At 69.2% G+C, this 24414-nt stretch carries 22 protein-coding genes; 6 read left to right on the top strand and 16 right to left on the bottom strand.

From position 1 onward, the window contains the following. Nucleotides 1-130: 130 nt before the first annotated feature. Genes ACLARN_RS13700 through ACLARN_RS13685 form a run of 4 tightly spaced genes read right to left on the bottom strand, consistent with a single transcriptional unit; the run spans nucleotide 131 to nucleotide 3962 of the window. On the bottom strand, nucleotides 131-883 hold the full coding sequence (locus ACLARN_RS13700; RefSeq protein ID WP_409491746.1) for a succinate dehydrogenase/fumarate reductase iron-sulfur subunit: 753 nt from the start codon (nucleotides 881-883) through the stop codon (nucleotides 131-133). Beyond that, the gene (locus ACLARN_RS13695; RefSeq protein WP_409491745.1) at nucleotides 880-2796 is read right to left on the bottom strand and encodes a fumarate reductase/succinate dehydrogenase flavoprotein subunit; all 1917 of its coding nucleotides are present in this window, start codon (nucleotides 2794-2796) and stop codon (nucleotides 880-882) included. Before ACLARN_RS13695 ends, ACLARN_RS13700 begins: the two co-directional genes overlap by 4 nt. 51 nt (nucleotides 2797-2847) lie before the next feature. Beyond that, nucleotides 2848-3678: a hypothetical protein gene (locus tag ACLARN_RS13690; RefSeq protein WP_409491744.1), complete on the bottom strand. Its 831-nt coding sequence runs from the start codon at nucleotides 3676-3678 to the stop codon at nucleotides 2848-2850. Beyond that, complete coding sequence (locus ACLARN_RS13685; protein ID WP_005164726.1) at nucleotides 3675-3962, bottom strand: hypothetical protein; 288 nt, start codon at nucleotides 3960-3962, stop codon at nucleotides 3675-3677. The genes ACLARN_RS13690 and ACLARN_RS13685 overlap by 4 nt, the downstream gene beginning before the upstream one ends. A gap of 263 nt (nucleotides 3963-4225) precedes the next feature. On the opposite strand from ACLARN_RS13685, the gene edd reads away from it, so the two are divergent. Then, the gene (edd, locus tag ACLARN_RS13680; protein ID WP_409491743.1) at nucleotides 4226-6115 is read left to right on the top strand and encodes a phosphogluconate dehydratase; all 1890 of its coding nucleotides are present in this window, start codon (nucleotides 4226-4228) and stop codon (nucleotides 6113-6115) included. Beyond that, nucleotides 6112-6732: a bifunctional 4-hydroxy-2-oxoglutarate aldolase/2-dehydro-3-deoxy-phosphogluconate aldolase gene (gene eda / locus ACLARN_RS13675; protein ID WP_005164729.1), complete on the top strand. Its 621-nt coding sequence runs from the start codon at nucleotides 6112-6114 to the stop codon at nucleotides 6730-6732. Before edd ends, eda begins: the two co-directional genes overlap by 4 nt. Nucleotides 6733-6777: 45 nt before the next feature. Here the strand turns inward: eda and ACLARN_RS13670 are convergent, their stop codons facing one another. From ACLARN_RS13670 to ACLARN_RS13640, 7 genes are all read right to left on the bottom strand, one after another. Next, nucleotides 6778-7215 carry an N-acetyltransferase family protein gene (locus ACLARN_RS13670; protein ID WP_409491742.1) on the bottom strand — a complete coding sequence of 146 codons (438 nt, stop codon included), beginning with the start codon at nucleotides 7213-7215 and terminating at the stop codon, nucleotides 6778-6780. A 216-nt stretch (nucleotides 7216-7431) separates the two neighbouring features. Further along, complete coding sequence (locus ACLARN_RS13665; protein WP_409491741.1) at nucleotides 7432-7872, bottom strand: iron chaperone; 441 nt, start codon at nucleotides 7870-7872, stop codon at nucleotides 7432-7434. A 50-nt stretch (nucleotides 7873-7922) separates the two neighbouring features. Further along, nucleotides 7923-8546 carry a glyoxalase gene (locus ACLARN_RS13660; RefSeq protein WP_409491740.1) on the bottom strand — a complete coding sequence of 208 codons (624 nt, stop codon included), beginning with the start codon at nucleotides 8544-8546 and terminating at the stop codon, nucleotides 7923-7925. 166 nt (nucleotides 8547-8712) lie between these two features. Further along, nucleotides 8713-9240 carry a regulatory protein RecX gene (locus ACLARN_RS13655; protein ID WP_143252807.1) on the bottom strand — a complete coding sequence of 176 codons (528 nt, stop codon included), beginning with the start codon at nucleotides 9238-9240 and terminating at the stop codon, nucleotides 8713-8715. A gap of 202 nt (nucleotides 9241-9442) precedes the next feature. After that, complete coding sequence (gene recA, locus ACLARN_RS13650; RefSeq protein WP_409491739.1) at nucleotides 9443-10483, bottom strand: recombinase RecA; 1041 nt, start codon at nucleotides 10481-10483, stop codon at nucleotides 9443-9445. A 206-nt stretch (nucleotides 10484-10689) separates the two neighbouring features. Next, nucleotides 10690-10884 (bottom strand): DUF3046 domain-containing protein, encoded by a 195-nt coding sequence (locus tag ACLARN_RS13645; RefSeq protein ID WP_076154793.1) that lies wholly within the window; start codon nucleotides 10882-10884, stop codon nucleotides 10690-10692. A 98-nt stretch (nucleotides 10885-10982) separates the two neighbouring features. Next, the gene (locus ACLARN_RS13640) at nucleotides 10983-12890 is read right to left on the bottom strand and encodes an Hsp70 family protein (RefSeq protein ID WP_409491738.1); all 1908 of its coding nucleotides are present in this window, start codon (nucleotides 12888-12890) and stop codon (nucleotides 10983-10985) included. Nucleotides 12891-13061: 171 nt separating this feature from the next. Between ACLARN_RS13640 and ACLARN_RS13635 the strand changes: the two genes are divergently transcribed. Both ACLARN_RS13635 and def read left to right on the top strand, forming a co-directional pair. After that, complete coding sequence (locus ACLARN_RS13635; protein ID WP_409491737.1) at nucleotides 13062-17723, top strand: ATP-dependent helicase; 4662 nt, start codon at nucleotides 13062-13064, stop codon at nucleotides 17721-17723. A gap of 37 nt (nucleotides 17724-17760) precedes the next feature. Continuing rightward, entirely contained in the window at nucleotides 17761-18264 is a 504-nt protein-coding gene (gene def / locus ACLARN_RS13630; protein WP_409491736.1) for a peptide deformylase, read from the top strand. Nucleotides 18265-18397: 133 nt separating this feature from the next. Here def and ACLARN_RS13625 read toward each other — a convergent pair whose 3' ends face one another. The 4 genes from ACLARN_RS13625 to ACLARN_RS13610 form a co-directional block, all read right to left on the bottom strand. Next, nucleotides 18398-19483, bottom strand: a complete 1086-nt coding sequence (locus ACLARN_RS13625; RefSeq protein ID WP_409491735.1) for a GNAT family N-acetyltransferase — start codon at nucleotides 19481-19483, stop codon at nucleotides 18398-18400. Between the two features lie 95 nt (nucleotides 19484-19578). Continuing rightward, nucleotides 19579-20262, bottom strand: a complete 684-nt coding sequence (locus ACLARN_RS13620; RefSeq protein WP_409491734.1) for a VOC family protein — start codon at nucleotides 20260-20262, stop codon at nucleotides 19579-19581. 103 nt (nucleotides 20263-20365) lie between these two features. Next, the gene (locus ACLARN_RS13615; RefSeq protein ID WP_409491733.1) at nucleotides 20366-21130 is read right to left on the bottom strand and encodes a maleylpyruvate isomerase family mycothiol-dependent enzyme; all 765 of its coding nucleotides are present in this window, start codon (nucleotides 21128-21130) and stop codon (nucleotides 20366-20368) included. A 199-nt stretch (nucleotides 21131-21329) separates the two neighbouring features. Beyond that, a complete protein-coding gene (locus ACLARN_RS13610) occupies nucleotides 21330-21812 on the bottom strand; it encodes an SAV_6107 family HEPN domain-containing protein (RefSeq protein WP_409491732.1) in 483 nt (160 codons plus the stop codon). A 236-nt stretch (nucleotides 21813-22048) separates the two neighbouring features. Between ACLARN_RS13610 and ACLARN_RS13605 the strand changes: the two genes are divergently transcribed. Next, nucleotides 22049-22579, top strand: a complete 531-nt coding sequence (locus ACLARN_RS13605; RefSeq protein WP_409491731.1) for a YbaK/EbsC family protein — start codon at nucleotides 22049-22051, stop codon at nucleotides 22577-22579. Beyond that, nucleotides 22576-23139 (top strand): GNAT family N-acetyltransferase, encoded by a 564-nt coding sequence (locus ACLARN_RS13600; RefSeq protein WP_409491730.1) that lies wholly within the window; start codon nucleotides 22576-22578, stop codon nucleotides 23137-23139. Before ACLARN_RS13605 ends, ACLARN_RS13600 begins: the two co-directional genes overlap by 4 nt. On the opposite strand, the gene ACLARN_RS13595 is transcribed toward ACLARN_RS13600, so the two are convergent. After that, nucleotides 23136-24017 (bottom strand): DMT family transporter, encoded by an 882-nt coding sequence (locus tag ACLARN_RS13595; protein ID WP_409491729.1) that lies wholly within the window; start codon nucleotides 24015-24017, stop codon nucleotides 23136-23138. The two genes, ACLARN_RS13600 and ACLARN_RS13595, sit on opposite strands and share 4 nt — an antisense overlap. Nucleotides 24018-24414 lie beyond the last annotated feature (397 nt).

Raw genomic sequence — 24414 nt, 5'->3', positions numbered from 1 at the left:
GTACAGCGGCATGTGTCCTCCTCGGTCGGTGTGCGGTAAGTGTGCAACGGGCAGTCGAGTGGGGGCAAACGATTAAAGCTCGCGAGTGGTAATGACGGTTCTGACCGTCATTACCACTCGCGAGCCGGTGTTACTTGTCCCGCCGGAACAGTTTGTTCCCCAGCCACACGATGGGGTCGTACTTCCGGTCCGCGACGCGTTCCTTCATCGGGATCAGCGCGTTGTCGGTGATGTGGATGCCCTCCGGGCACACGTCCGAGCAGCACTTGGTGATGTTGCAGTAGCCGAGCCCGTGTTCCTCCTGCGCCTCGTCACGCCGGTCGGCGACGTCGAGGGGGTGCATTTCGAGTTCGGCGATCCGCATCAGGTATCGAGGCCCGGCGAAGGCCTCCTTGTTCTCCTCGTGGTCGCGCACGACGTGGCAGGTGTTCTGGCACAGGAAGCACTCGATGCACTTCCGGAACTCCTGCGAGCGCTCCACGTCGATCTGCTGCATCCGGTACTCCCCCGGCTTCAGCTCCGGGGGCGGTGTGAACGACGGGATCTCACGGGCCTTGGTGTAGTTGAACGACACGTCGGTCACCAGGTCGCGGATCACCGGGAACGTCCGCATCGGCGTCACGGTGATGACCTCGTCCTCGGTGAACGTCGACATCCGCGTCATGCACAGCAGTCGCGGCTTGCCGTTGATCTCCGCCGAGCACGAACCGCATTTGCCCGCCTTGCAGTTCCACCGCACCGCCAGATCCGAGGCCTGGGTGGCCTGCAACCGGTGGATGATGTCGAGGACGACCTCGCCCTCGTTGACCTCGACGGTGTAGTCCTTCAGTTCACCGGAGTCCGCGTCGCCGCGCCAGACCCGGAAACTCGCCTTGTAGCTCATACCTGGCTCCCGGGGTGCGACGTCAGTTCTTCGTCGGTGTAGTACTTCCCCAGCTCGGACAGTTCGAACAGCTCCAGCAGGTCCTGCCGCAGCGGGGTCTGCGCCTTGACCTCGATGCCGATCTCCGGCACCACCGGGTTGCCGCCCGGACTCGCCGAACAGACCAGGAGCTTGTTGCGCCACTGGGCGTCCATGCCCGGATGGTCGTCGCGCGTGTGCCCGCCCCGGCTTTCGGTCCGCAGCAACGCGGCCCGCGCCACGCATTCGCTGACCATCAGCATGTTCCGCAGGTCGACCGCGAGGTGCCAGCCCGGGTTGAACTGCCGGTGCCCTTCGACGGTCACCCGCAGGATCCGCTCCCGGAGTTCACCGAGCTTCACCAGCGCCCGCTCGATCTCCTCCGACTTGCGGATGATGCCGACCAGGTCGTTCATCGACTGCTGGAGTTCGGTGTGCAGGCTGTACGGATTCTCCTCGACGCCGTTCTCCGGCGGGTCGAACGGCGCGAGCGCCATTTTCGCGGCGTCGTCCACATCGGACTGACTGACCGACGGGCGGTCCTTCAATTCCGCGACGTAGGACGCGGCGCCGAGTCCCGCCCGGCGGCCGAAGACGAGCAGGTCCGACAGCGAGTTGCCGCCGAGCCGGTTCGATCCGTGCATCCCGCCCGAGCACTCACCGGCGGCGAACAGCCCCGGCACGCTCGACGACGCGGTGTCCGGGTCGACCTCGATGCCGCCCATCACGTAGTGACAGGTCGGGCCGACCTCCATCGGCTCCTTGGTGATGTCGACGTCGGCGAGTTCCTTGAACTGGTGGTACATCGACGGCAGCCGTTTGCGGATCTCCTCCGCGGGCAGCCTGCTGGCGATGTCGAGGAAGACCCCGCCGTGCGGCGATCCCCGGCCTGCCTTGACCTCGGAGTTGATCGCGCGCGCGACCTCGTCCCGCGGCAGCAGGTCCGGGGTGCGCCGGTTCTTCTCCTGGTCGGTGTACCAGCGGTCGGCCTCTTCCTCGCTGTCCGCGTACTGCCCCTTGAAGACCTCGGGGATGTACTCGAACATGAACCGCTTGTCCTCGGTGTTCTTGAGGACACCGCCGTCACCGCGGACGCCTTCGGTGACCAGGATCCCCTTCACACTCGGCGGCCAGACCATGCCCGTCGGGTGGAACTGGACGAACTCCATGTTGATGAGCTTCGCCCCGGCCCGCAGTGCCAGCGCGTGCCCGTCACCGGTGTACTCCCACGAGTTCGAGGTGACCTTGAACGACTTCCCGATACCGCCGGTGGCCAGCACCACCGCCGGCGTCTCGAACAGGATGAACCGGCCGCTCTCACGCCAGTACCCGAAGGCGCCCGAGATCCGGCCGTCTTCGGTCAGCAACTCGGTGATCGTGCATTCGGCGAAGACCTTGATCCGCGCCTCGTAGTCACCGATCTCCTTGAAGTCCTCTTGTTGCAGCGAAACGATTTTCTGCTGCATCGTGCGGATCAGTTCGAGCCCGGTGCGGTCGCCGACGTGCGCCAGCCGCGGGTACGTGTGCCCGCCGAAGTTGCGCTGGCTGATCCGGCCGTCGGCGGTGCGGTCGAACAACGCGCCGTAGGTCTCCAGTTCCCAGACCCGGTCCGGCGCCTCCCTGGCGTGGAGTTCGGCCATCCGCCAGTTGTTGAGGAACTTCCCGCCACGCATGGTGTCGCGGAAGTGCACCTGCCAGTTGTCGTTCGAGTTCGCGTTGCCCATCGACGCCGCGCAGCCGCCTTCGGCCATCACGGTGTGCGCCTTGCCGAACAGCGATTTGCACACCACCGCGACGCTGAAGCCGCGTTCACGGGCTTCGATGACCGCGCGGAGACCGGCGCCACCGGCACCGATCACCACCACGTCGTAGTTGAGCCGTTCGACCTCGGTCATAGAAAGAGCCACCTCAAAGCTTGTCGCCGGGGACGGGAGATTCCCTCGCCGCTAGTTGATGAACCGCAGATCCGAAATCGCACCGCTGGCCACGAGCATCACGTAGAGGTCGGTCAGCACGAGCGTGCCGAGCGTCGTCCACGCCAGCGCCATGTGCCGGGTGTTGAGCTTCGTGATCTGCGTCCAGATCCAGTAGCGGACCGGATGTTTCGAGAAGTGCTTGAGCCTGCCGCCGGTCACGTGACGGCACGAGTGGCACGACAACGTGTACGCCCACAACAGGACCACGTTGCCGGTCAGCACGATGTTGCCGAGCCCGAAACCGAACCCGCCGGTCTTGCCGTGGAACGCGGTGATCGCGTCGTAGGTGTTGATCAACGAGACGACCACAGCCACGTAGAAGAAGTAGCGGTGGACGTTCTGGATGATCAACGGCAACCGGGTCTCACCGGTGTACTTCGCGTGCGGTTCGGCGACCGCGCAGGCGGGCGGCGAGAACCAGACGGCCCGGTAATAGGCCTTGCGGTAGTAGTAGCAGGTCAGCCGGAAGCCCAGCAGGAACGGCAGGACCAGGAAGCCGAGCGGGATGAAGCCCGGCAGTTCGCCGAACCAGGCCCCGAAGTGCCGGGAGCCTTCGACGCAGGATTCCGAGACGCAGGGCGAATAGAACGGCGTCAGGTAGTGGTATTCGGGCACCCAGTAGGCGGTGCGGACGAAGGCCCTGATCGTCGCGTAGATGATGAAAGTGGAGAGGCCGAGGACGGTCAGCAGCGGGGAGAGCCACCACCGGTCGGTGCGCAGCGTTCGTTCGGCGATCCGGGCCCGCGACGGTGCGCGGACCCCCGTACCCCGTCCGGCCTCTTCGCCGGCGGGGGCGCTCACCGCTGGTCGCGCTTGTAGCCGCCGACGCCTTCGTCATCGGCGCCGTGCCAGAGCGCCGGGTCGTAGGGCGTATCGGGTACTTGGACACGGTCGGCTGCCTTCGCCTGCGCGGGCACCGCGTTCGGGGTCGTGTCGAGATCCGTCGCGTCGATGTCGAGTCGCTCCACGTCGTTCGCCAGGCGTCGTACCGCCGAAGCGTCGCCGTATCGGGACCGCAGCGCGCCGACGCACTGCCTCAGCTGACCGATGGCTCGCCGAAGCTCGGCGATCTCTGTGGTGGACATCGGTACCTCCCGATGGTCGGTTCGGTTGGCCGCTTGAGCCTGAGAGGGCAAGCGATCCTCGCCGTCTCGACTCTGCCGCGCGTTGTGCAATGTGACAAGTAGCACAGTAGAACCTAGGGGCGTGACGGAGGTCACGCGAGTCGATCTTCTGTATCGATTTTGATCCGCGCTTTCCGCCGAGGTACTGTGGCCACTGTCACGACCCAGCGGCGTCAGCGTTGCCGTCCCGCGGACCACCACGACCAGTGATCCGGAGCCGGACAATGAGCACCGCCCCGAACGTCCACCCCATCATCGCCGAAGTCACCGAACGCGTCATCGCCCGCAGCGCCGAGACCCGCGCCGCGCACCTCCAGCGTGCTGCGGCCGCCCACGAAGAGGGTCCGATGCGGCGCGGACTCGATTGCAGCAACCTCGCCCACGGATTCGCCGCGATGGAGGGTGTCGACAAAGCGGCACTGCGCGCCGTCCGGGCGCCGGGCGTCGCGATCGTCTCGTCCTACAACGACATGCTTTCGGCGCACCAGCCGATGCAGGAGTACCCCGCGATGCTGAAGGGGTCGGTCCGCCAGGCGGGCGGGGTGGCCCAGTTCGCCGGTGGCGTGCCCGCGATGTGCGACGGCGTCACCCAGGGCCGCCCGGGGATGGAGCTGTCGCTGTTCAGCCGCGAGGTGATCGCGATGTCGACCGCGATCGCGCTGTCCCACGACATGTTCGACGCGGCGCTGCTGCTCGGCGTCTGCGACAAGATCGTGCCGGGCCTGCTGATCGGCGCGCTGTCCTTCGGGCACCTCCCGGCGATCCTGGTACCGGCCGGGCCGATGAACTCGGGCCTGCCGAACAAGGAGAAGGCGCGTGTGCGCCAGCTCTACGCCGAGGGCAAGGCGACCCGCGAAGACCTCCTGGACGCCGAAGCGGCTTCGTACCACTCGGCGGGAACGTGCACCTTCTACGGCACCGCCAACTCGAACCAGATGGTCGTCGAGGTGATGGGCCTGCACCTGCCGGGCGCCAGCTTCGTGCAGCCGAACTCGCCGCTGAGGAAGGCGCTCACCGAAGAGGCCGGGCGTCGCGTGGTGAAGCTGTCCCGCGGCGAGGAGTACACGCCGGTCTCGCGCGTGATCGACGAGAAGGCCGTCGTCAACGGTGTCATCGCCCTGCTCGCCACGGGTGGTTCGACCAACCACACGATGCACCTCGTCGCCATCGCCGCGGCCGCGGGCATCCAGCTGACCTGGGACGACTTCTCCGACCTGTCGCCGGTGATCCCGCTGCTGGCGCGGGTGTACCCGAACGGCAGCGCGGACATCAACCACTTCCACGCCGCCGGGGGCATCCAGTTCCTGGTCGGCACGCTGCTCGACGCGGGCCTGCTGCACGAGGACGTCCAGACCGTCGCCGGACCGGGCCTGCACCGCTATCGGCAGGAGCCGATCCTGTCCGAGGGCGAACTGGTCTGGCGTGAGGTCCCGACGCGCAGCCTCGACGAGGACGTCCTGCGTCCCGTGTGGCGGCCGTTCGCCGCCGACGGCGGGCTGCGGATGGTCGCGGGCAACCTCGGCCGCGCGGTGATCAAGGTGTCCGCGGTGGCTCCGGAACACCGGGTCGTCCAGGCCCCGGCGCGGGTGTTCACCGACCAGAAGTCCTTCAAGGACGCTTTCGAGGCGGGCGAGCTGGACCGCGACGTCGTCGTGGTCATCCGGCAGCAGGGCCCGCAGGCCAACGGGATGCCGGAACTGCACGGCCTCACCCCTGCGCTGGGGGTGCTGATGGACCGCGGGCACCAGGTGGCGTTGCTCACCGACGGCCGGATGTCCGGTGCCTCCGGCAAGATCCCGGCGGCGATCCAGGTGACCCCGGAAGCCGCTGTGGGCGGCCCGATCGCGCGCATCGAAGACGGCGACACCATCCGCCTCGACGCCAAGGCCGGGACGCTGGACGTCTTCGTGGGTGACGAAGAACTCGCCCGTCGTGAACTGGTGGACTCCCCGCCTTCGGAGGCATCCTGGACCGGCACCGGCCGGGAGCTGTTCGCGGCGCTGCGCCGCGCGGTCGGCCCCGCCGATCAGGGCGCGAGCGTGTTCGGACCGCTCACGCCGGAACACTTCGGCGCTCCGGCGCACATGTTGACCCCTGTGGAGGTAACCCAGTGACCACCGGCGCCGACCTGCTCGGCCTGTCCCCCGTGATGCCCGTCGTCGTCCTCGACGACGCCGCCGACGCCGTGCCCACCGCGCGGGCGCTGCTCGCGGGCGGGATCGGCGTGATCGAGCTGACCCTGCGCACCCCGGCGGCACTCGCCTCCATCGAACGGATCGCCGCGGAGGTCCCGGAGATCGTGATCGGCGCCGGGACGGTCACCGCGCCGGAGCACGCCAAGCAGGCCGCCGACGCCGGCGCGAAGTTCCTGGTGACCCCGGGCTGCACGGACTCGGTCCTGGACGCCGCGTTCGACACCGGACTGCCGTTCCTGCCGGGCGCGAGCACGGTTTCGGAAGCGATGCGGCTGGCCGAACGCGGGCTGACCGCGCTGAAGTTCTTCCCCGCCGAGGCCAGCGGCGGCGTGGCGTACCTGAAATCGATCGGCGGGCCGCTGCCAGGACTGCGTTTCTGCCCGACCGGCGGGATCACCGTGAAGACCGCGCCGGACTACCTCGCACTGTCCAATGTGGGCTGCATCGGCGGTTCGTGGCTGACCCCGAAGGATGCCTTGGCGGCCAAGGACTTCGGGAAGATCGAGGCTTTCGCCGCGGAGGCGTCGAAGCTCTGACTCGTCCGGTGAAGGCCACCGTTTCGGCGGTGGCCTTCACCGCGTTCAGAGCGGTAGTTGGTACTGGATGAAGCCCCGGTTGACCGCGACCTGGTCGTACAGGCGGCGCGCGGTCGCGTTGGATTCCTTGGTGTGCCAGTAAACGCGCTCGCAACCCTGGCCACGCGCCCAGTCCGCGACCGCGTCGACCAGTGCCCGCGCGACGCCTTTGCCCCGGGCTTCCGGCGCGGTGAACAGGTCTTGCAGGTAACAGACGTCGGTGAGCGCGGAAGTGCTGGGGTGCACCAGGAAGTGCGTGATTCCGACGAGCTTTCCGTCGAGGCGGGCGACGAGCGCGTGCATCCGGCGCCCTTCGCGGAACTCTCGCCAAGCGCGGTCGTAGACCTCTTGGGGCGCAACACGTTCGTAGAAGGCGATGTAGGCGCGGAACAGGTCTTCCCAAGCTTCGCGGTCTTCGGGCGTCAGTGGAGCGATGGTGATCATGTGGTCCTCCCGGTGATCACCCGAGCCTAGGGATTCCTTGCCGCGCTGAGAGTGGCCAATCGCGCGGTAAAGCGACCTGCCACTCGCACTCGGCCTTCCCGGCACCGGCACCCTTGTCGCCTGAAGTACATGAAGGCCCCCTTGCTTGCGCCTAGGTACAGGAAGGGGTCCTTCATGTACTTGGGCAAGTCCCGACCCCGGTGCCTCACCTGCGGCTCAGCTCACGGCCTGCTTCACCAGGGCGGCGACGCGCTTCTCCACCGCGGCCGTCATCTTGACCAAGGCGAAACTGGTCGCCCACATCGCGCCGTCGTCCAGCTGGGCCTCTTCGTTGAAGCCGAGAGTCGCGTAGCGCGTCTTGAACTTGGCCGCCGCCTGGAAGAAGCAGACGATCTTGCCGTCCAGCGCGTAGGCGGGTTGGCCGTACCAGAGCTTCGGCGCGAGCATCGGGGCGTTGGCCTTCACGATGGCGTGGACCCGCTCGGCCAATGCCCGGTCCTCGTCGGGCATCTCGGCGATCTTCGCGACCACGTCCTGCTCCGCCGCCGCCGCTTTGTCGGCGGCGGAACCGCGACGCGCGGCCTTCTTCATGTCCTGGGCGTGTTCCTTCATCGCGGCCTTCTCTTCGGCCGTGAATCCTTCGTACGTGGTGCTCATGGCGTTTTCTCCCTGGTAGGCGGCGAGCGGAGGCATCCGGTAGTGGCACATCAGGACTGGGCGGCGAGAGCGGAGGTCTCCCAGGCGAACCCGTCCAGGTCGGTGAACGGGGCGGCGCCGCAGATCGCGATGCGGTGCGAGCCGGTGCCTTCCGGGGCGACGCCGGCGTCCTTGGCCAGTGCCTTGCGCCGGTACAGCGCCAGCTTGACCGGGCTCGAACCGGATTCGAACTCGACGTACACGCGGCCGAAGCTCTTCCCCACGGTGAGGCCGTGCTCGACGTAGAACTTCTTGCTCGCGGCCACGTCGGCGACGCCCAGCAGGAGCACGATGTCGTCGATCTCGCGAGTGGCCGGGCCGGTGTTCTTCTTCGCCGAGGTGGCGATCTTCCAGAGGGCGCCGTCCGGGGCCTGGACGACACCGCCGTAACCCCACATCGATTTCGCGGCGGGCTTGATCGCCGTCGCACCGGCGGCGAGCGCGGCTTCGATCAGGGCGTCGACGTTGGCGGGCTGGGACACCGTGAGGGAAAGGGTGTAGCCGCGGAAGCCGGTGGTCGGCTCTTGCGCTGTCCGCAGGCGAAGCTGGGTGTCGAGCCCGAAGGCGGTGGCGTAGAAGCGTTCGGCGGCCGCGGTGTCGGCAACTTCGAGGGTGATGGCGTCGATGAGGTTCATGCCGGTAACGCTATTTCCGAGCGGGCGTCCGGTGCTTCTTGATTCCTGATCGGTCGCATCGATGCTGGTCAGAGCCTTACCCGGACAGCAGAACACCGGCAGGCGGGCAAGTGGCCCGCTCAGCCGGTGAGCAGCTCAGGTATTGAGTGATCAGGTATTGAGTGAATCAGTCGAGGGCAGCGTCGTCCAAGAGAGCCGCTTCGGCGCCGAACTCGCGGAGTTCGTCGCGGATCACGGTGTAGGCCAGCCCCTGGGGATAGCCCTTGCGGGCGAGGAAGCCCAGCAGGCGACGGATCGCCGTCTGCTCGTCGACGTTGCCCAAGGAGCGCATGCGCTTCCGTACCAGCTCTCGGGCGCGCTGCTCCTCTGCCTCTCGGTCCACCTCGTCGGCGGCCTGGACGGCGATATCCCCATCGATTCCTTTGCGTTTGAGTTCGGCCACGAGTGCGTTCCGCGCCAAGCCAGTGTTGGCATGACGGGAACGAACCCACATCTCCGCGAACTCGGCGTCGTTGATGAGCCCTGCCTGGTCCAGCTTACCGAGCAGGGTCTCCGTCGTCTCCTCGTCGAAGCCCTTGCGTTTGAGAGCCTGACGCAGTTCCTCCGTGGAGCGCGGGCGCGCGGCCAGGAGATCGAAGCAGATCTCCTTGGCCTTCTTCCTCCGCTCGTCCGGCGGCAACTCCGCCGGATCCACCTTGGGCGCTCGCAAGCCTGATCTCCTAGTGTCTGTTGGTGAACCCGCGTCCGCGATCGCGTCGCCACGGCGCGACCTGGTCAGACCTCTCACGATGACGAACAAGGGCGCCCTGCCACCACGATAGCGGGGCCTTCGGCCGGGGCGGGTTCACGCGCGATGTCCCTTTCGCGAAGTACACCGCAGCTCCGCCAACAGGCTCTTAGAAGTCGACCGGCGCCGGGGTGGCTTCGGCGTCGACGACGGCGCCGATACCGAGCTTCTCCTTGATGCGCTTCTCGATCTCGTTGGCGATGTCCGGGTTCTCGAGCAGGAACTTGCGCGCGTTCTCCTTGCCCTGGCCCAGCTGGTCGCCCTCGTAGGTGTACCAGGCGCCGGACTTGCGCAGGATGCCCTGGTCGACACCCATGTCGATCAGCGAACCCTCGCGGGAGATGCCCTTCCCGTACAGGATGTCGAACTCGGCCTGCTTGAAGGGCGGCGCGACCTTGTTCTTCACGACCTTGACCCGGGTGCGGTTACCGACGGGCTCGCCGCCGTCCTTCAGCGTCTCGATCCGCCGGACGTCCAGGCGGACCGACGCGTAGAACTTCAGCGCCTTACCACCGGTCGTGGTCTCCGGGGAGCCGAACATGACGCCGATCTTCTCGCGCAGCTGGTTGATGAAGATCGCGGTGGTGCCGGAGTTGCTCATCGCACCGGTCATCTTCCGCAGCGCCTGGCTCATCAGCCGGGCCTGGAGACCGACGTGACTGTCACCCATCTCACCCTCGATCTCGGCGCGCGGCACGAGCGCGGCGACCGAGTCGATGACCAGGATGTCGAGCGCGCCGGAGCGGATCAGCATGTCCGCGATCTCGAGCGCCTGCTCACCGGTGTCCGGCTGGGAGACCAGCAGCGCGTCGGTGTCGACGCCGAGCTTCTGGGCGTAATCCGGGTCCAGCGCGTGCTCCGCGTCGATGAACGCGGCGATGCCGCCGTTCCGCTGCGCGTTGGCGACCGCGTGCAGCGCGACGGTGGTCTTACCGGAGGACTCCGGACCGTAGACCTCGATGACCCGACCACGGGGCAGGCCACCGATCCCGAGCGCGACGTCGAGCGCGATGGCACCGGTCGGGATGACCTCGATCGGCACACGGCCCTCTTCGCCGAGGCGCATGACCGAGCCCTTGCCGTACTGCTTGTCGATCTGGGCCAGGGCCAGTTCGAGCGCCTTGTCCTTGTCGGGTGCTGCTGGTGCCATGGAGTCCACCTCGTTGGTTGAGCCGGTAAGGCTTGTTTCAGTTCTGAGCTGTCGGGTCCGACGCTACGGGTGACCACCGACAATTCCAGGCCTCGCGCCCAAGCTGTGGATCGCTGACCCCGTTGTGGACAACACCCTAGACGAACGTGTGTTCGAGGCCGTGACCGACACGCCGTTGCGCTAGGATTCTTGCCCTTTCGTCGAGGTCAACGCCGCTCCGGCGGCACCTCGAAGGCGTCGCAGACCGCCCGCCAGACGTCCTTGGCCGAGGTTCCCGAGCCAAGGGCCTGCTCTACGGTCTGTCCCCCGAGTTCACCGAAGACGTGATCCCTGGAGAGGGTTTCCGCACGTCCGGGACCGAATTCGTCGGCCATGAGCCGCCGGAAGACCGTGATACGCATCGGGCGAAGTCTAGCCCGGCGGAGAGCCTGAGCCGCGTGAAGGCCCCCTTCCCTCGGCTGAGCCGAGGGAAGGGGGCCTTCACGCGCGAATCAGGGACTTACTCGCCCGGCTGGACGCTCTTTTCGAAGTAATCGGCCAGTTCGCCCGGTGTCGGGTTCTGTCCTTCGGCCGGGACTTGGTAGATGAAGCCGACCAGCGGCCGGTCGGTGACGGTGAACACGAGGACGGCCGCGTTCCGCCCGGCGGCCGAGGAGTACTGGCCTTCCAGGGCGTTGCCCGCCCACTTGGCCTCGGTGCGGTCCCCGCCCGCCGACTTGAGCAGTCCGTCGGTGTAGGCCTTGAGCTTCTCCGCGGAGTCGCTCTGCAAATAGGTCACCTGGGTCCCGGCGCGGCCCGGCGCGGAGCAGGTCGACGTCACGCCGAGCTCCTCGGCCGGTTTCGCCGGCCCGTTGCCCATCCCGGGTTTGCAGTCGCCGGTGTCGGCGATCTTCCCGGCGAGCTGGCGCAGGCAGCCGGTGAGGCCCTTGTCGTCGGCCGCACTGGGCGTCTTGCAGTCGCTCGCCGTGTAGGTGGTCACCGAAGAGGACGTCAGGAAGTACACGAGCCCGGCGGCGATCAGCACGACGACGGCCGCGATGGCGCCGATGACGAGCGGTTTCTTCTTGCTCGCGGGGGCCTTGTCACCGGCGGTCTGCCCGGCCAAGGAGTACGTCGGGAAGTTCGTCGGCGCGGGCTGCTGCTGCACCTGCTGCGGGCCGCTGTTCGGGTAGCCCGACTGCGGGAAGCCGCCGGACTGGCCGGGTCCGCCGGACTGGTAGCCGGGGATCGACGCCACCTGCTGCTGCGGCGGCGCGTACGGACCCGAAACGCCGGGGTGCGCGCCGGATCCGGCCGCGACCTGCCCTTCGACGCCCTGCGTACGACCGCTGATGCCGTCGGAGGCGACGTGCTGCGCGCCGAGCGCGACCGCGGTCTCCGGCTGGTCGAGGCTGCCGGGGACGACGCCGAGCTTCTCCGCGATCAGGCTGCCGACCAGCGGAAGCCTGCTCGAACCGCCGACGAGGTAGATACCGGCGAGCCGGTCAGGGGTCATCCCCGCCGAGCGGACCACCCGCGACATCAGCTCGACACTGCGCAGCATCGACGGCCGCACCAGCGCCTCGAGTTCGCCGCGGGTGACGAGCACGTCCTCGAACGGCTCCGGCATCGGAACCTCGGTCTGCGGGTGCCGCGAAAGGGCCTCCTTCGCCGCCTTCACGTCCTCCTGCAACGCGCGCCGCGTACGACGGTCCGGAGTGGACTCCGGCCGCAGAACCCGCTGCCAGCGCTGGGGATCCTTGTGCGAGACCTCACGGCCGACGTGCACCAGCAGCGCCTGGTCGACGTCGAGGCCGCCGAGGTCGGGAAGGCCGTCTTCGGCGACGACGGTGAAGCCGCCGTTCGGGGTCGCGCCGACGATGGCGACGTCGAAGGTGCCGGCGCCGAGGTCGTACACGGCGAGCGCCTGCCCCGGCGCGAGCGTCTTGCCGGGGAACGACGCGAAGTGCGCGGCCGCGGCGACGGGCTCGGGGACGAGCACCAGGTTGCCGCCCATCCCGGCGAGCCGGGCCGCGGACAGGAGCACGTTGCGGCGGGTCTGGCCCCACTGCGCGGGGTGGGTGAGCCGGACCTCGTCGGGTAGTTCGCCGCCGAGCTGGCGGGTGGTCTCGTCGAGGACGCGGCGCAGGATCGCGGCCAGCACCTCGGTGACCGGGATGACGTCGGTGCCCAGCAGGAGCGTCTGCTCGTCGATGCGGCGCTTGGGGTTGGGCTCGAAGCGGGTCGGGTCGAGGCGGGCACGGCGTTCGGCGTCGCGGCCGACCATGATCGTGCCGTCCTCGGTGGCGAACACCGCGGAAGGCATGTTGGCCGAACCGTCGACCTCGACCACCCGTGGCGGCCTTCCGTGCGCCGAAAGCACGGCCACGGTGTTGGACGTACCGAGGTCCACCGACAGGATCCGCACAGCTCTTTCCCCTTCACAGACGAACGGCGGCCGCCCCAGTACCGATCCGGCCGCGATGGCCGTGATGCTCCCACGAGCGAGGTCACCGTACGTGCGGAACCCGCCGAACTCGTCCCCGACGGGTGCCGTGTCACAGCCCTCGGAGCGAAACTGTCGGTGGTCCGGCGCACTATGGAGGGCGTGGCAGACGTACTCGACCTCTTCTCCCCCGCGACCAGGGACTGGTTCACCGGGGCCTTCGCCGCGCCCACCCGCGCACAGGAGGGGGCGTGGCGTGCCGCGCACGCGAGGGAACACGCGCTGGTCGTGGCCCCCACAGGGTCCGGTAAGACACTGTCGGCGTTCCTCTGGGCGCTGGACAGGCTGTCCGTGGAACCGCCGCCTGCCGAGCCGCGGAAACGCTGCCGCGTCCTCTACGTCTCACCGCTGAAGGCGCTGGCGGTCGACGTCCAGCGCAACCTGCGGGCCCCGCTGGCGGGCATCTCGCAGGCTTCGCGGCGGCTGGGGCTGCCGGTGCCGGACATCGGCGTCGGCATGCGCACCGGCGACACCACGGCCGCCGAGCGGCGGTCCTTCGGCAAAACGCCGCCGGACGTGCTGGTCACGACACCGGAGTCGCTGTTCCTCATCCTCACCTCCTCCGCGCGCGATTCGCTTCGCGGCGTCGAGACAGTGATCATCGACGAGGTGCACGCGGTCGCGGGCGGTAAACGCGGCGCGCATCTGGCCTTGTCGCTGGAGCGGCTCGACGCGCTCTTGGAGAAACCCGCCCAGCGGATCGGGCTGTCGGCGACGGTCCGGCCGATCGACGAGGTCGCCTCGTTCCTCGCCGGTGGCAGGCCGGTCACCATCGTCCAGCCGAAGCTCGCGAAGACGATCGAGGTCCGCGTCGAGGTCCCGGTCGAGGACATGTCCAATCTCGACAGTCCACAGGGGCCGAAGCAGAACGAAGACCTCGACGCGGGCCTCGCCCGGCTGCCCGGCTCACTGGACGAGGTCGACGGCACGCCGCGAAGGCCGTCCATCTGGCCCGCCGTGGAGGAGCGGGTCCTCGAACTGATCCAGGCGCATCGGTCGACGATCGTGTTCGCCAACTCGCGGCGGCTCACCGAGCGGATGACGGCGCGGCTCAACGAACTCGTCGCGGAACAATCCGAGCTGGAGCCGGACCAGCGGTACCCGGCCGAGGCGATCGGCCAGTCCGGGCTCACCACGGGCGCGGCGCCGGTGATCGCGCGGGCGCACCACGGGTCGATGTCGCGTGAGCAGCGCACTCACGTCGAAGAGGAACTCAAGACCGGTCGCCTCGCCTGCGTGGTGGCGACGTCCTCGCTGGAACTGGGCATCGACATGGGCGCGGTCGATCTCGTCGTGCAGATCGAGGCGCCGCCGACGGTCGCTTCGGGACTGCAACGGGTCGGCCGGGCCGGGCACCAGGTCGGCGCCGTGTCGAGCGGGGTGATGTTCCCGAAGTTCCGGGGCGACCTCGTCTCGTGCGCGGTGGTCGCGGAACGGATGGCGTCCGGGGCGATCGAAGCGGTGCGGTACCCGCGAAATCCGCTGGACGTGCTCGCGCAGCAGATCGTGGCCATGGTGGCGCTCGAATCGTGGACGGTCGACGAACTGGCCACCCTCACCCGCCGCGCGGCGCCGTTCGCCTCCCTGCCGGACGACGCGCTCCTCGCGGTGCTCGACATGCTCTCCGGCCGGTATCCGAGCGAGGAGTTCGGCGAACTGCGCGCCCGGATCACCTGGGACAGGGTCAGCGGCGAACTGCACGGCCGTCCCGGTTCGCAGCGGCTGGCGGTGACCTCCGGCGGCACGATCCCCGACCGCGGCCTGTTCACCGTGATGACGCCGGGCGCCGACGACAAACCCGACTCTGCTGATGGCCCCTCAGCGGGAAAGCGTACTTCGGGGAGCCGCGTGGGCGAACTCGACGAGGAGATGGTCTACGAATCCCGCGTCGGGGACACGATCCTGCTCGGTACCTCCTCCTGGCGGGTCACCGACATCACCCACGACCGCGTGATCGTGGTCCCCGCGCCGGGTGAGCCCGCGCGGATGCCGTTCTGGAAGGGCGACGCTCCCGGCCGTCCGCTGGAACTGGGGCGGGCGCTGGGCGCGTTCGTCCGCGAACTGTCCACTTCGGACCCGGTCGCGGCCAGGGAACGCGCGGCCGTCGCCGGGCTGGACGAGTACGCGTGCGACAACCTGCTGGGGTATCTGGAAGAGCAGAAGTCGGCCACGCGGCACGTCCCGAACGACAAGACCGTGCTGCTGGAACGGTTCCGCGACGAACTGGGCGACTGGCGGATCATCCTGCACTCCCCGTTCGGCGCACAGGTGAACGCGCCGTGGGCGCTCGCGATCGCGGCCCGGCTGCGGGAGAACCGCGGGGTCGACGCGCAGGTGGCGCATTCCGACGACGGCATCGTGCTGCGGCTGCCGGAAGCCTTGGACTCGGAAGGCTCGGAAATCACCATCGGCGTCGACGACGTGTTGCTCGATCCGGAAGAGGTCGAGCAGCTGATCGTCGCCGAGGTCGGCGGCTCGGCGTTGTTCGCCGCGCGATTCCGGGAATGCGCGGCGCGGTCGCTGCTGCTCCCCCGCCGGGATCCGCGCCGCCGCACCCCGCTGTGGCAGCAACGGCAGCGCGCGTCGCAACTGCTGTCGGTGGCGGCCAAGTACGAGCGGTTCCCCGTGGTGCTGGAAGCGATGCGGGAAGTCTTGCAGGACGTGTACGACGTCGGCGGGCTGCGCGAACTGATGGCCGACGTCCGGTCGCGGAAGGTCAAGCTGGTCGAGGTCGAGACGCCGTCGGCGTCGCCGTTCGCGCGCAGCCTGCTCTTCGGCTACGTCGGGATGTTCCTGTACGAGACGGACGCCCCGCTCGCGGAACGGCGCGCGGCGGCGCTGGCGCTCGATTCGACGCTGCTGGCCGAACTGCTCGGCACCGAGGCGATCCGGGAACTGCTGGACGCCGAGGTCGTCGCCGAAGTCGAGCGCTCGTTGCAGCGGCTCGATCCCGACAGGCACGCCCGCAACGCCGAGGAGGCCGCGGATCTGTTGCGGTTCCTCGGAGATCTCTCGATCGAGGAGGCCGCCGCGCGTGGCATCCAACGGGAATGGCTGGAGGAACTGGAGTCGGCGCGACGGGTGATCCGGGTCCGCATCGGCGGCGGCGAACGGTTCATCGCCATCGAGGACGCGGGCCGGGTGCGGGACGCACTGGGCACCGCGTTGCCGGTCGGCGTGCCGGAGGCGTTCACCGAACCCGTCGAGGATCCTGTCGGCGACCTGCTCTCCCGCTACTCCCGCAGCCGTGGGCCGTTCAGTGCCCGTCAGGCCGCCGAACGCTTCGGGCTGGGGACGGCCGTGGTCACTGGCGTGCTGGACAGGCTGACCGCGCAGGGCAGGCTGGTCCGGGGTGAATTGAGCCCGGTCGGACATCCGGAGACCCATGGTGTCGGCATGGAGTTTTGCGACGCGTCGGTGCTGCGCAGGCTCCGGCGGGCGTCGCTTGCCCGGCTGCGGGCCGAGGTCGAGCCGGTCGAACCGGCTGCGCTGGGCCGGTTCCTGCCGTCGTGGCACGGCATCGGCGCGCGAGTGCGGTCCGCGCCGACGGCCGACGACGTGCTGTCCGTGGTCGAGCAACTGGCGGGCGCCCCGCTCCCGGCGAGCGCGGTCGAGTCGTTGATCCTGCCGAGCAGGCTGCCCGGCTACACGCCGTCGCTGCTCGACGAACTGACCACGGCGGGCGAGGTCACCTGGTGCGGTTGCGGTTCCCTGTCCGGCGGCGACGGCTGGCTGGCGCTCGCGCCCACGGACGTCGCCGATCTGCTGCTGCCGGACCTCGACGACGATCTGCCCTCCGGCCCGCTCCACGAAGCCATCCTGTCCACTTTGGAGGGTGGTGCGCAGTTCTTCCGCCAGCTCGTGGACCGGGCGTCACCGTTGGTCGAAACCCCGCCCAACGACGGTGAAGTCGTTGCCGCGCTATGGGATCTGGTGTGGGCCGGACTGGTCACCGGCGACACGCTCGGCCCGCTGCGGGCACAGGTCTCCGGTTCTGGCGCGGCGCACAAACCCCGTCGGCAAGCTCCCCGAGGCCGGTACGCGCGGCTCCGGGCCGGACGACCGGCGATGCCGTCGCGCACCGGGCCGCCGACAGTGGCCGGCCGCTGGGCGCTGACCCCGGGACGTGAAGCGGATCCGACCAGGCGCGCGCTCGCGCGGACCGAGGCGTTCCTGGAACGGCACGGCGTCCTCACCAGGGGTGCGCTCGACACCGAGCGGGTGACGGGCGGGTTTTCCGGGATCTACAAGGTTTTGCGCGGCATGGAGGACTCCGGTCAGGTCGTCCGGGGTTACGTGGTCGAGGGGCTCGGCGCCGCGCAGTTCGCGGCGAAGGGCGCCGTCGACAGGCTGCGCGCGCAGTCCGGGAACCAGCGCACCACCCGGGAAGGAGCGGTCGTGCTCGCCGCCGCCGACCCGGCGCAGCCCTACGGTGCCGCGTTGCCGTGGCCTGCCGCGACGGGTGACACGAAGCACCGTCCGGCGAGGAAAGCGGGCGCGCTGGCAGTGCTCGTGGACGGTGTCCCGGCGATGTACGTCGAACGCGGTGGCCGGTCGCTGCTGAGTTTCACCGAGGACCAGGAGACCTTGCGTTCGGCCGCGCGGGCGCTGTCCACAGCGGTGCGGGAAGGCTGGCTGGGGCAGCTGGCGGTGCAGAAGGCCGACGGTGAGGTGGCGCTCACCTCGGAGCTTTCGTCGGTGCTCCAGGAGGCGGGATTCCGGGCGACCCCGAAGGGCCTGCGCCTGCGGGCCTAGAATTGCCGCTCAAGCCTGCGGAGAAGGACGTTCGAACATGGTGATGCGCGACCTGCGCTACTTCGGGGATCCCGTGCTCAAGACCGTATGCGACCCGGTCACGACCTTCGACAAGAAGATCGAGTCGCTGGTCACCGACCTGATAGACGGGGTGAAACCGGCTGGGCGCGCGGGTCTCGCGGCGCCGCAGATCGGGGTCGGCCTGCGGGTGTTCAGTTACGACGTCGGCGGGCTGACCGGATACGTGATCAACCCGGAGATCGTCGAGCTGTCCGAGGAGACACACGAGATCGGCGAGGGCTGCCTTTCCGTGCCGGAACTCTGGTTCCCGGTCGTTCGCGCGAAGCATGCCGTGGTGCGCGGTGTCAACCTGCGCAACGAACCGATCGAGGTCGAAGGCGTCGACGTGCTCGCGCAATGCTTGCAGCACGAGACCGACCACCTCGACGGCAGGCTCTACCTGGACAGGCTCACCGCCGAGCGCAAGAAGCGCGCACTGGGCGAGGCGCGCGGCAAAGACTGGTTCTGGAACCGCAAGTAGTCACCTAGTTGCGGCACTTGCCGTTCCGAACGACCGCAAGTAGCCCTCTAGTTGCGGTCGTTGGCGTTGCGAACGACCGCAAGTAGTCACCTAGTTGCGGTCGTTCGGGGAGCGAACTACCGCAAGTAGAGGACTAAACGCGGGGGGTGGCGAGGGCGAGGCGGAGGGTGCCGGAGTCGCCGGGGACGCGTTCGGGGCGGAGCCCCACGCGGGCGGCGGTGCGATAGAGGGAGTCGTCGCCGGGCAGACAGACGGCGGCGAGTTCGCGCTCCCCCTTGGCCGTGGCGAGAACGGCGAGCCGGGCCAGCAAGGCCGTGCCGATGCCCTGGCGCTGCCAGGAATCCTCGACCAGGAGCGAGACTTCGGCCGCGCCGCCGTTGGCCGACGGGATCAGCTGGCCGAGCCCGATCACGTCACGGCCGCAGACCGCGAGCAGGCTCACGCCGCGCGGCGGCATCAGCAGCCGGTGCAGCCAGCGACGCGGTACGGCACGCATCCCGGTGTGGTAGCGGTGGAAGAGCGTCGTCATCGAGCATCTCTGGTGCAGCGCGGACACCGCCTCCGCGTCACCGGGGAGGCCCTTCCGCAGGACGATCGCGACACCGTCGGGCCGGTCGAGCACGATCGGCCCGGTCACGTTGTCCTGGACGGCGGTCATCAGGCCGATCAGCGCGACGGCCCGGCTCAGTTCCAGTTCGACGAACGGCGACCACCGGCGACGCGCGACGAACGCGGTGCCGTCGCCTGCTGGGAACACCGCCCGGTGCCCGCCCTCGGTGCGGGCCGGGTTCGCCTCGATCGACGGGACCCTCGTGACGACGTCGGCCGCGAGAACCCCGCGGAGCACCTCCGCGAGGCCACCCGGCTCCTCGACGGCTCTTTTGGCCGAGGTGAGCGTCGCGGTGGCCGGATCGACCAGTTCGGCCAGATCCGCGTCGATGACGGCGGAGCATTCGCACCCTTCGTCGCGGAGGGTGTCGATGAGCAGTTGCCGCGGCAGGCCGGTGGCCGGGCGCAGGACGATCTCGTCGAGCACGCCGCCGGGGACCGGGAGCACCGACAGCCCCAGGATGTTGCACTCGAGGTCGGCCAGCCGGATCGCGATCCTGGCCAGGGTGCCCGGCCGGTCGTCCACGCGGACCCGGACCCGCCAGGCGGACGCGACCGCCGTCTCTTCACCGGGATGAACCTGGATGGGCCGGACTCGATAGGTCTCCATGACCTCAACGGTCCCGGCCGGTTGTTGCCTGCCCACGGCGCCGATGTTTCGCTCAGGTCAGCGTTCGGCGCCCCAGGCAACTCAGACGAAACAACTCAGCGAGGCGTGAGCACGCTGAATTCGTTGCCCTCCGGGTCCACCATCGCCTCACCGCCCTGCCCTGTCGAACCCAGCCCTGTCGCGCCGAGTTCCCGCAGGCGCCGGACTTCGGCCACCCGGCTGCCGCCTCGCCGTGGCGCGATCTCGAACCGCAGCCGGTTCTTCTGCCGTTTCTCGTCTTCGGATGCCAGGAACTCGACCCACGGGCCACGGCCGTCCGGCGGCCGCAGGCCCACGATCGCCTTCTCCCGGACACCGATCTCCCAGCCCAGCGCGGCCGACCAGAATCGCGCGAGCCGCTCCGGGTCCAGGGCGTCGGTGACGACCGAGGCGATCGCGCCGGTGCCCGCGTACTGCTCGCGGGGCTCGAGGACGCAGAACTCGTTTCCCTCGGGATCCGCCAGCACCACCCACGGCACCCGTTTCTCCTCCGGCGGGCCTTGGCCGATGTCGACGTGCCGTGCGCCGAGGGACAGCGCACGGTCCACCAGTTCGGTCTGGTGTTCCGGCGAACGGCTCGCCAGATCCAGGTGCAGCCGGTTCTTTCCCTGTTTGGGCCCCGCCTCGGAGCGAAAGGCGGGTTCGAACGGGGCATCCCAGCTGAACAGCCCTTCCCAGAAACCCGCCAGATCTCTGGGAAGGGCCGAGTCGAAGACCAGGTTCACCAGGCGCGCTGTCACACCGGTGAATCTAGACGGAACCACCGACACTTTCTGTGTCGTAGGTGAACCCGCTTCAGCTCCGCCGACTGGCTCTGACCGGTTTGGCTTCCCCACCGACCGGTCATCGGGTCGCGAGCCGCAAGAGGGCCCAGAGTTGTCCCGCCATGTCCTGGTCTCCGCTGACCGTCACCGCCGTCGGACCCGCCCGGCCCCAGAGCCAGCGGTAGATCTTGTCCGGACTGCCGGTGACCAGATCGTCCGCGCGCTGGGCGTCCTCTGCCGAGCATCGCCAGGCGACCGTTTCCGCGGGCCCGGCTCTGGCGATCCAGTTGTGGCCGGCGGTGCGGACGCCGACCGAGCCGGTTTTGGTGCCGGACAGTCCCAGCAGCGGCAGCCGCTGGCCGAACCAGAGCGCCAGCGCCTCGTCGATCCCGTCGACTGCCACGTCTTCGGGGATCTCCGACACGTCCCGTCCGGCCGCGCTCTCCGCGTCGATCCGGTGGATCGTCGCCTCGTGCGCCATACGCCGCCGCCAGAACCCGTAACTGCGGTCCGCCGGCCACCAGGTCGGGGCCAGTTCGTCCGCGTCGTGCGCGGACAGTTCGGCGACGAGTTCGTCCCGGCCCTCACGGAAGTACTCCTCCAGCGTCTGTCCCGGCCCCGGCTTGCGCTGCCAGTGCTCGGGACGCCGTCCGTCGATGAGCCACCGCCGGGAGACCCGGTAGACACTGCCCACGTGCCTGAGCACCTCGCCGAGGGTCCAGCCGGGGCAGGTCGGGACCGGCGCGTCGGCGGACGCGGTGTGCGCCACCTGAGCCATCAGCTCGGTCTCGGCGCCGATCACCTCCAGGAACCTGCCCTGGTCGATCATGGCCTGCCCGGCCATCGGGCACCCCCTCTCTGTGGCTGGAACGTGTCTCTCAAAACCGAAGTCGGCTGGTCAGGCGAGGACACGCGCGCGGTTGTTTTCGGCCGGAGGCCTCGGTTTTGCGGAGGCGGGCCGCTGACACGGCTGAGTGAGTGACCAGCCGATGCCGCGGCCCGGCTGCGGAAATCCGAAAACGCGCTTTGAAAGAGGCTGTGAGTCAGGCCACATAAGCTCCGTCACCCATCGACAGCCCGTGCACCACCCGGCGCACCAGTTCCAGGAACACCGAGGCCGCCTGCGCCAGCTCGTCCGCCATTTCGACGGTGACCTTGCCGGTGATCCCGGCCTGCGCGGCCGCCCGCGTCGCGGAGTTGGCCGCGAAGAACACCGCCCAGTCCTTCAGCTCGGGTGCGACCGATTCGAGCAGCACCCAGCCGCTCGCCGGCCGGGCACGGCCCCGGTGCGGACGCCCGCGGGCCTCCAGCACCGCCGCGGCGCCCCGCAGCGCGGCGAGATACGCCCCGATGAACCGCTCCGCGGGATCGGTCTCCCGCTCTGCTTCGCCAAGGCCACGCCTTGCCTGTGCGTACAAGGAGACCGCCGCGGGTGGTGCCGGCGGGCGCAACGACATCGGCAGGGCGGGCTGCGCGGCGCCCCCCGGCCTCTTGGCTTCGTCGGGGGACACGACCGAAACGGACATGACGACCCTCCTCCTGTACGTGAGCGCCGGCCGGTGCCCGGTGCCGAGGCGCTTCCCCCGCCCCCGCTCCGGGCACCTACCGGTGCGCGCTCACCGAATGTCGAACGTCTGTTCGAACAAGACCAATGTAACCCTGAAGTGCCCCTTTCTTCAACCCCGGCAGCCTCGACCCCGTAGCCGGGTGATCGCCGCATGTGGTGCGGGACACCGGATCGGCCACGTGATCTCATAGGCTCATGAGCACCATCGACCAGTCCGGCCATCCCTCGGTGGCCAAGGTCGCGGCCGCACTCGCGGAAGCGGGTCAGCAGGCCGCCGCCGACGGCATCCGGATCCTCCCCGCCGAAGTCCGCACGGCCGCGCAAGCAGCCGAAGCGCTCGGTGTCGAGGTCGGCGCGATCGCGAACAGCCTCGTGTTCCGCAGCCGTACCGGCGGATCCGAGACCGCTCTACTCGCCTTGACCTCCGGCGCGCATCGCGCCGACACCGCGTTCCTCGCCTCGCTGACCGGCGCCGACGAGGTCGGCAAGGCCGACGCGGATTTCGTCCGCGAGCACACCGGGCAGCCGATCGGCGGGGTCGCGCCGGTCGGGCACCCGGCGGCGCTGACCACCGTCGTCGACACCGCGCTGCGCGCCTACGACGTCGTCTGGGCCGCCGCCGGGCACCCGAAGTCGGTGTATCCCACGACGTTCGACGGGCTCGTCGCACTGACCGGGGGCACCCCCGCGGCCGTCGCGGGCGGCGGGCAGGATGGGCGCCCGTGACCGCGATGTCCTCGGAATGCACCCGTTACGTCCAGCTGTCCGCGGACGAGTTCCGCGCCCGGCTCCCCGAGGCGCTGACCATCTACGTCAACGCCATGCGCTACCCCGAAGGCACGGCGGAACAACGCGCACCGATGTGGCTCACCCACGCGCTCCGCGAAGGCTGGCGCTGTATGGCCGCGCTCGACGCGGACGGCGTCCTGCTCGGGCTCGCCTACGGCTACAAGGGCCGCGGCGGCCAGTGGTGGCATGAGCAGGTCCGCCACGGCCTGACCCGCCGCGAGGGCCAGGCCGCCGCCGAGCACTGGATGTCCGACTACTTCGAACTCACCGAGATCCACGTCAGCCCCGCGAGCCAGGGGAAGCGGATCGGTGAGGACCTCCTGCGACGACTACTCGACGGCGTGCCCAGCGCCCACGTCCTCCTTTCCACGCCGGAAGGCACCAGCCGGGCCTGGAACCTGTACCGGCGCGTCGGCTTCGTCGATGTGCTGCGGGACTACCACTTCGCCGGGGATCCGCGGGCGTTCGCGATCCTCGGCCGGACGCTGCCCCTCTAAGGCTTCGTATAGGCGACGGCGAGCGCGGCGATCAGCACCGCCGCACCGCACCAGCCGACGGCGCCGAGCCGTTCCCCGAGCACGGCCATGGACAGCAGCGCGGCGGTCAGCGGTTCGAGCAAAGCGGACAACGCGGCCAGTACGGGATGCGCGCCTTCGAGACCGCGGAAGTACGCGGCGTACGCCAGCGCCGTGGGCACGATGCCGAAGTAGAGGACGAGCGCGAACACGTCGGCTTGCGGCGGCACGGCCATCCCGAACCACAGCGCGGCCGGCATGAGCGCCGCGCCGCCGATCAGGCAACCGAAAGCGGTGGTGGGCAAGGGATCCAGGCCCTCGACGCGGGTCGCGGTGACCAGCGTCAGCGCGGCGAACCCGGCCGCGGCGAGAAGCGTGAAGAGCACTCCGGCGACGTTGGCCTTCTCGCCTGGCGTCCACTGCAACAGCGCGAGTCCCACGAGGGAACCGGCCAGGGACACCAGCGTCCACGTTCCGGGCAGGCGCCGGGTTCTGACGACCGTCGCGACGGTGAGCAGCACGGGGGCGCTGCCGATGGTGGTCATGGTCGCGACGCTCACGGAACTCAGCGAGACCGCGGCGAAGTAGCTGGTCTGGAAGAGGGCCAACAGGCCACCGACCGTCAGAAGGCGACGGCGCGCCTGGGGTGTGCGGGGAAGGCCGCGGAGTCCTCCAGTGAGCCAGAGGTAGCCGGTGGCGATCAGGCCGCCGATGAGCAGCCGGTACGCGGCGACGCTCAGCGGATGGAGTCCCGCACGGGAGGCGAGCAGGGAACCGGCGAGACCGCCGGTCCCCCAGAGGACGCCGGCGAGGACCAGCGCGGCCGACGATCGGGCGCGCGTGGGTACGGCAAGGGACATGGGAAAACGCTCCTGCGTCTGTGTCTGTCGGAAGGGACGTCGACGACGCGGGGTGCTTTCAGCGCATCACGGATCGGCCGGGCGGCTGGAACGCCGCGCGGCCGCGCACACCCCGCTCAGGAGGCGGGGGGTGGGGTGACGAGAAAGATCCGGTGCACGGAGGGAACGTAGCAAGGGAATGGCGACGTGCGCACGTGAATTGCGGTCCGTGGGTGCGTCGCGGGCTGAAGGGGACTTTCGCCGCGTGCGATGCGGGGAAAGTCCCCTTCAGCCCGTCGGGCCGCGGTCCGGCGCCCGTGAGGGGAACTTTGAGGGACTCTGGGTCCCTCAAGGGGTCCTTCACGGCCCAGCGGGCGCTGACCGCCCTGCCGACATCCGAAGGTGCAATGAAGGACGC

The organism is Amycolatopsis sp. cmx-11-12 (assembly GCF_046269425.1).
Classification (GTDB): Bacteria; Actinomycetota; Actinomycetes; order Mycobacteriales; family Pseudonocardiaceae; genus Amycolatopsis.
This window is presented reverse-complemented; position numbering and strand designations above follow the sequence as displayed.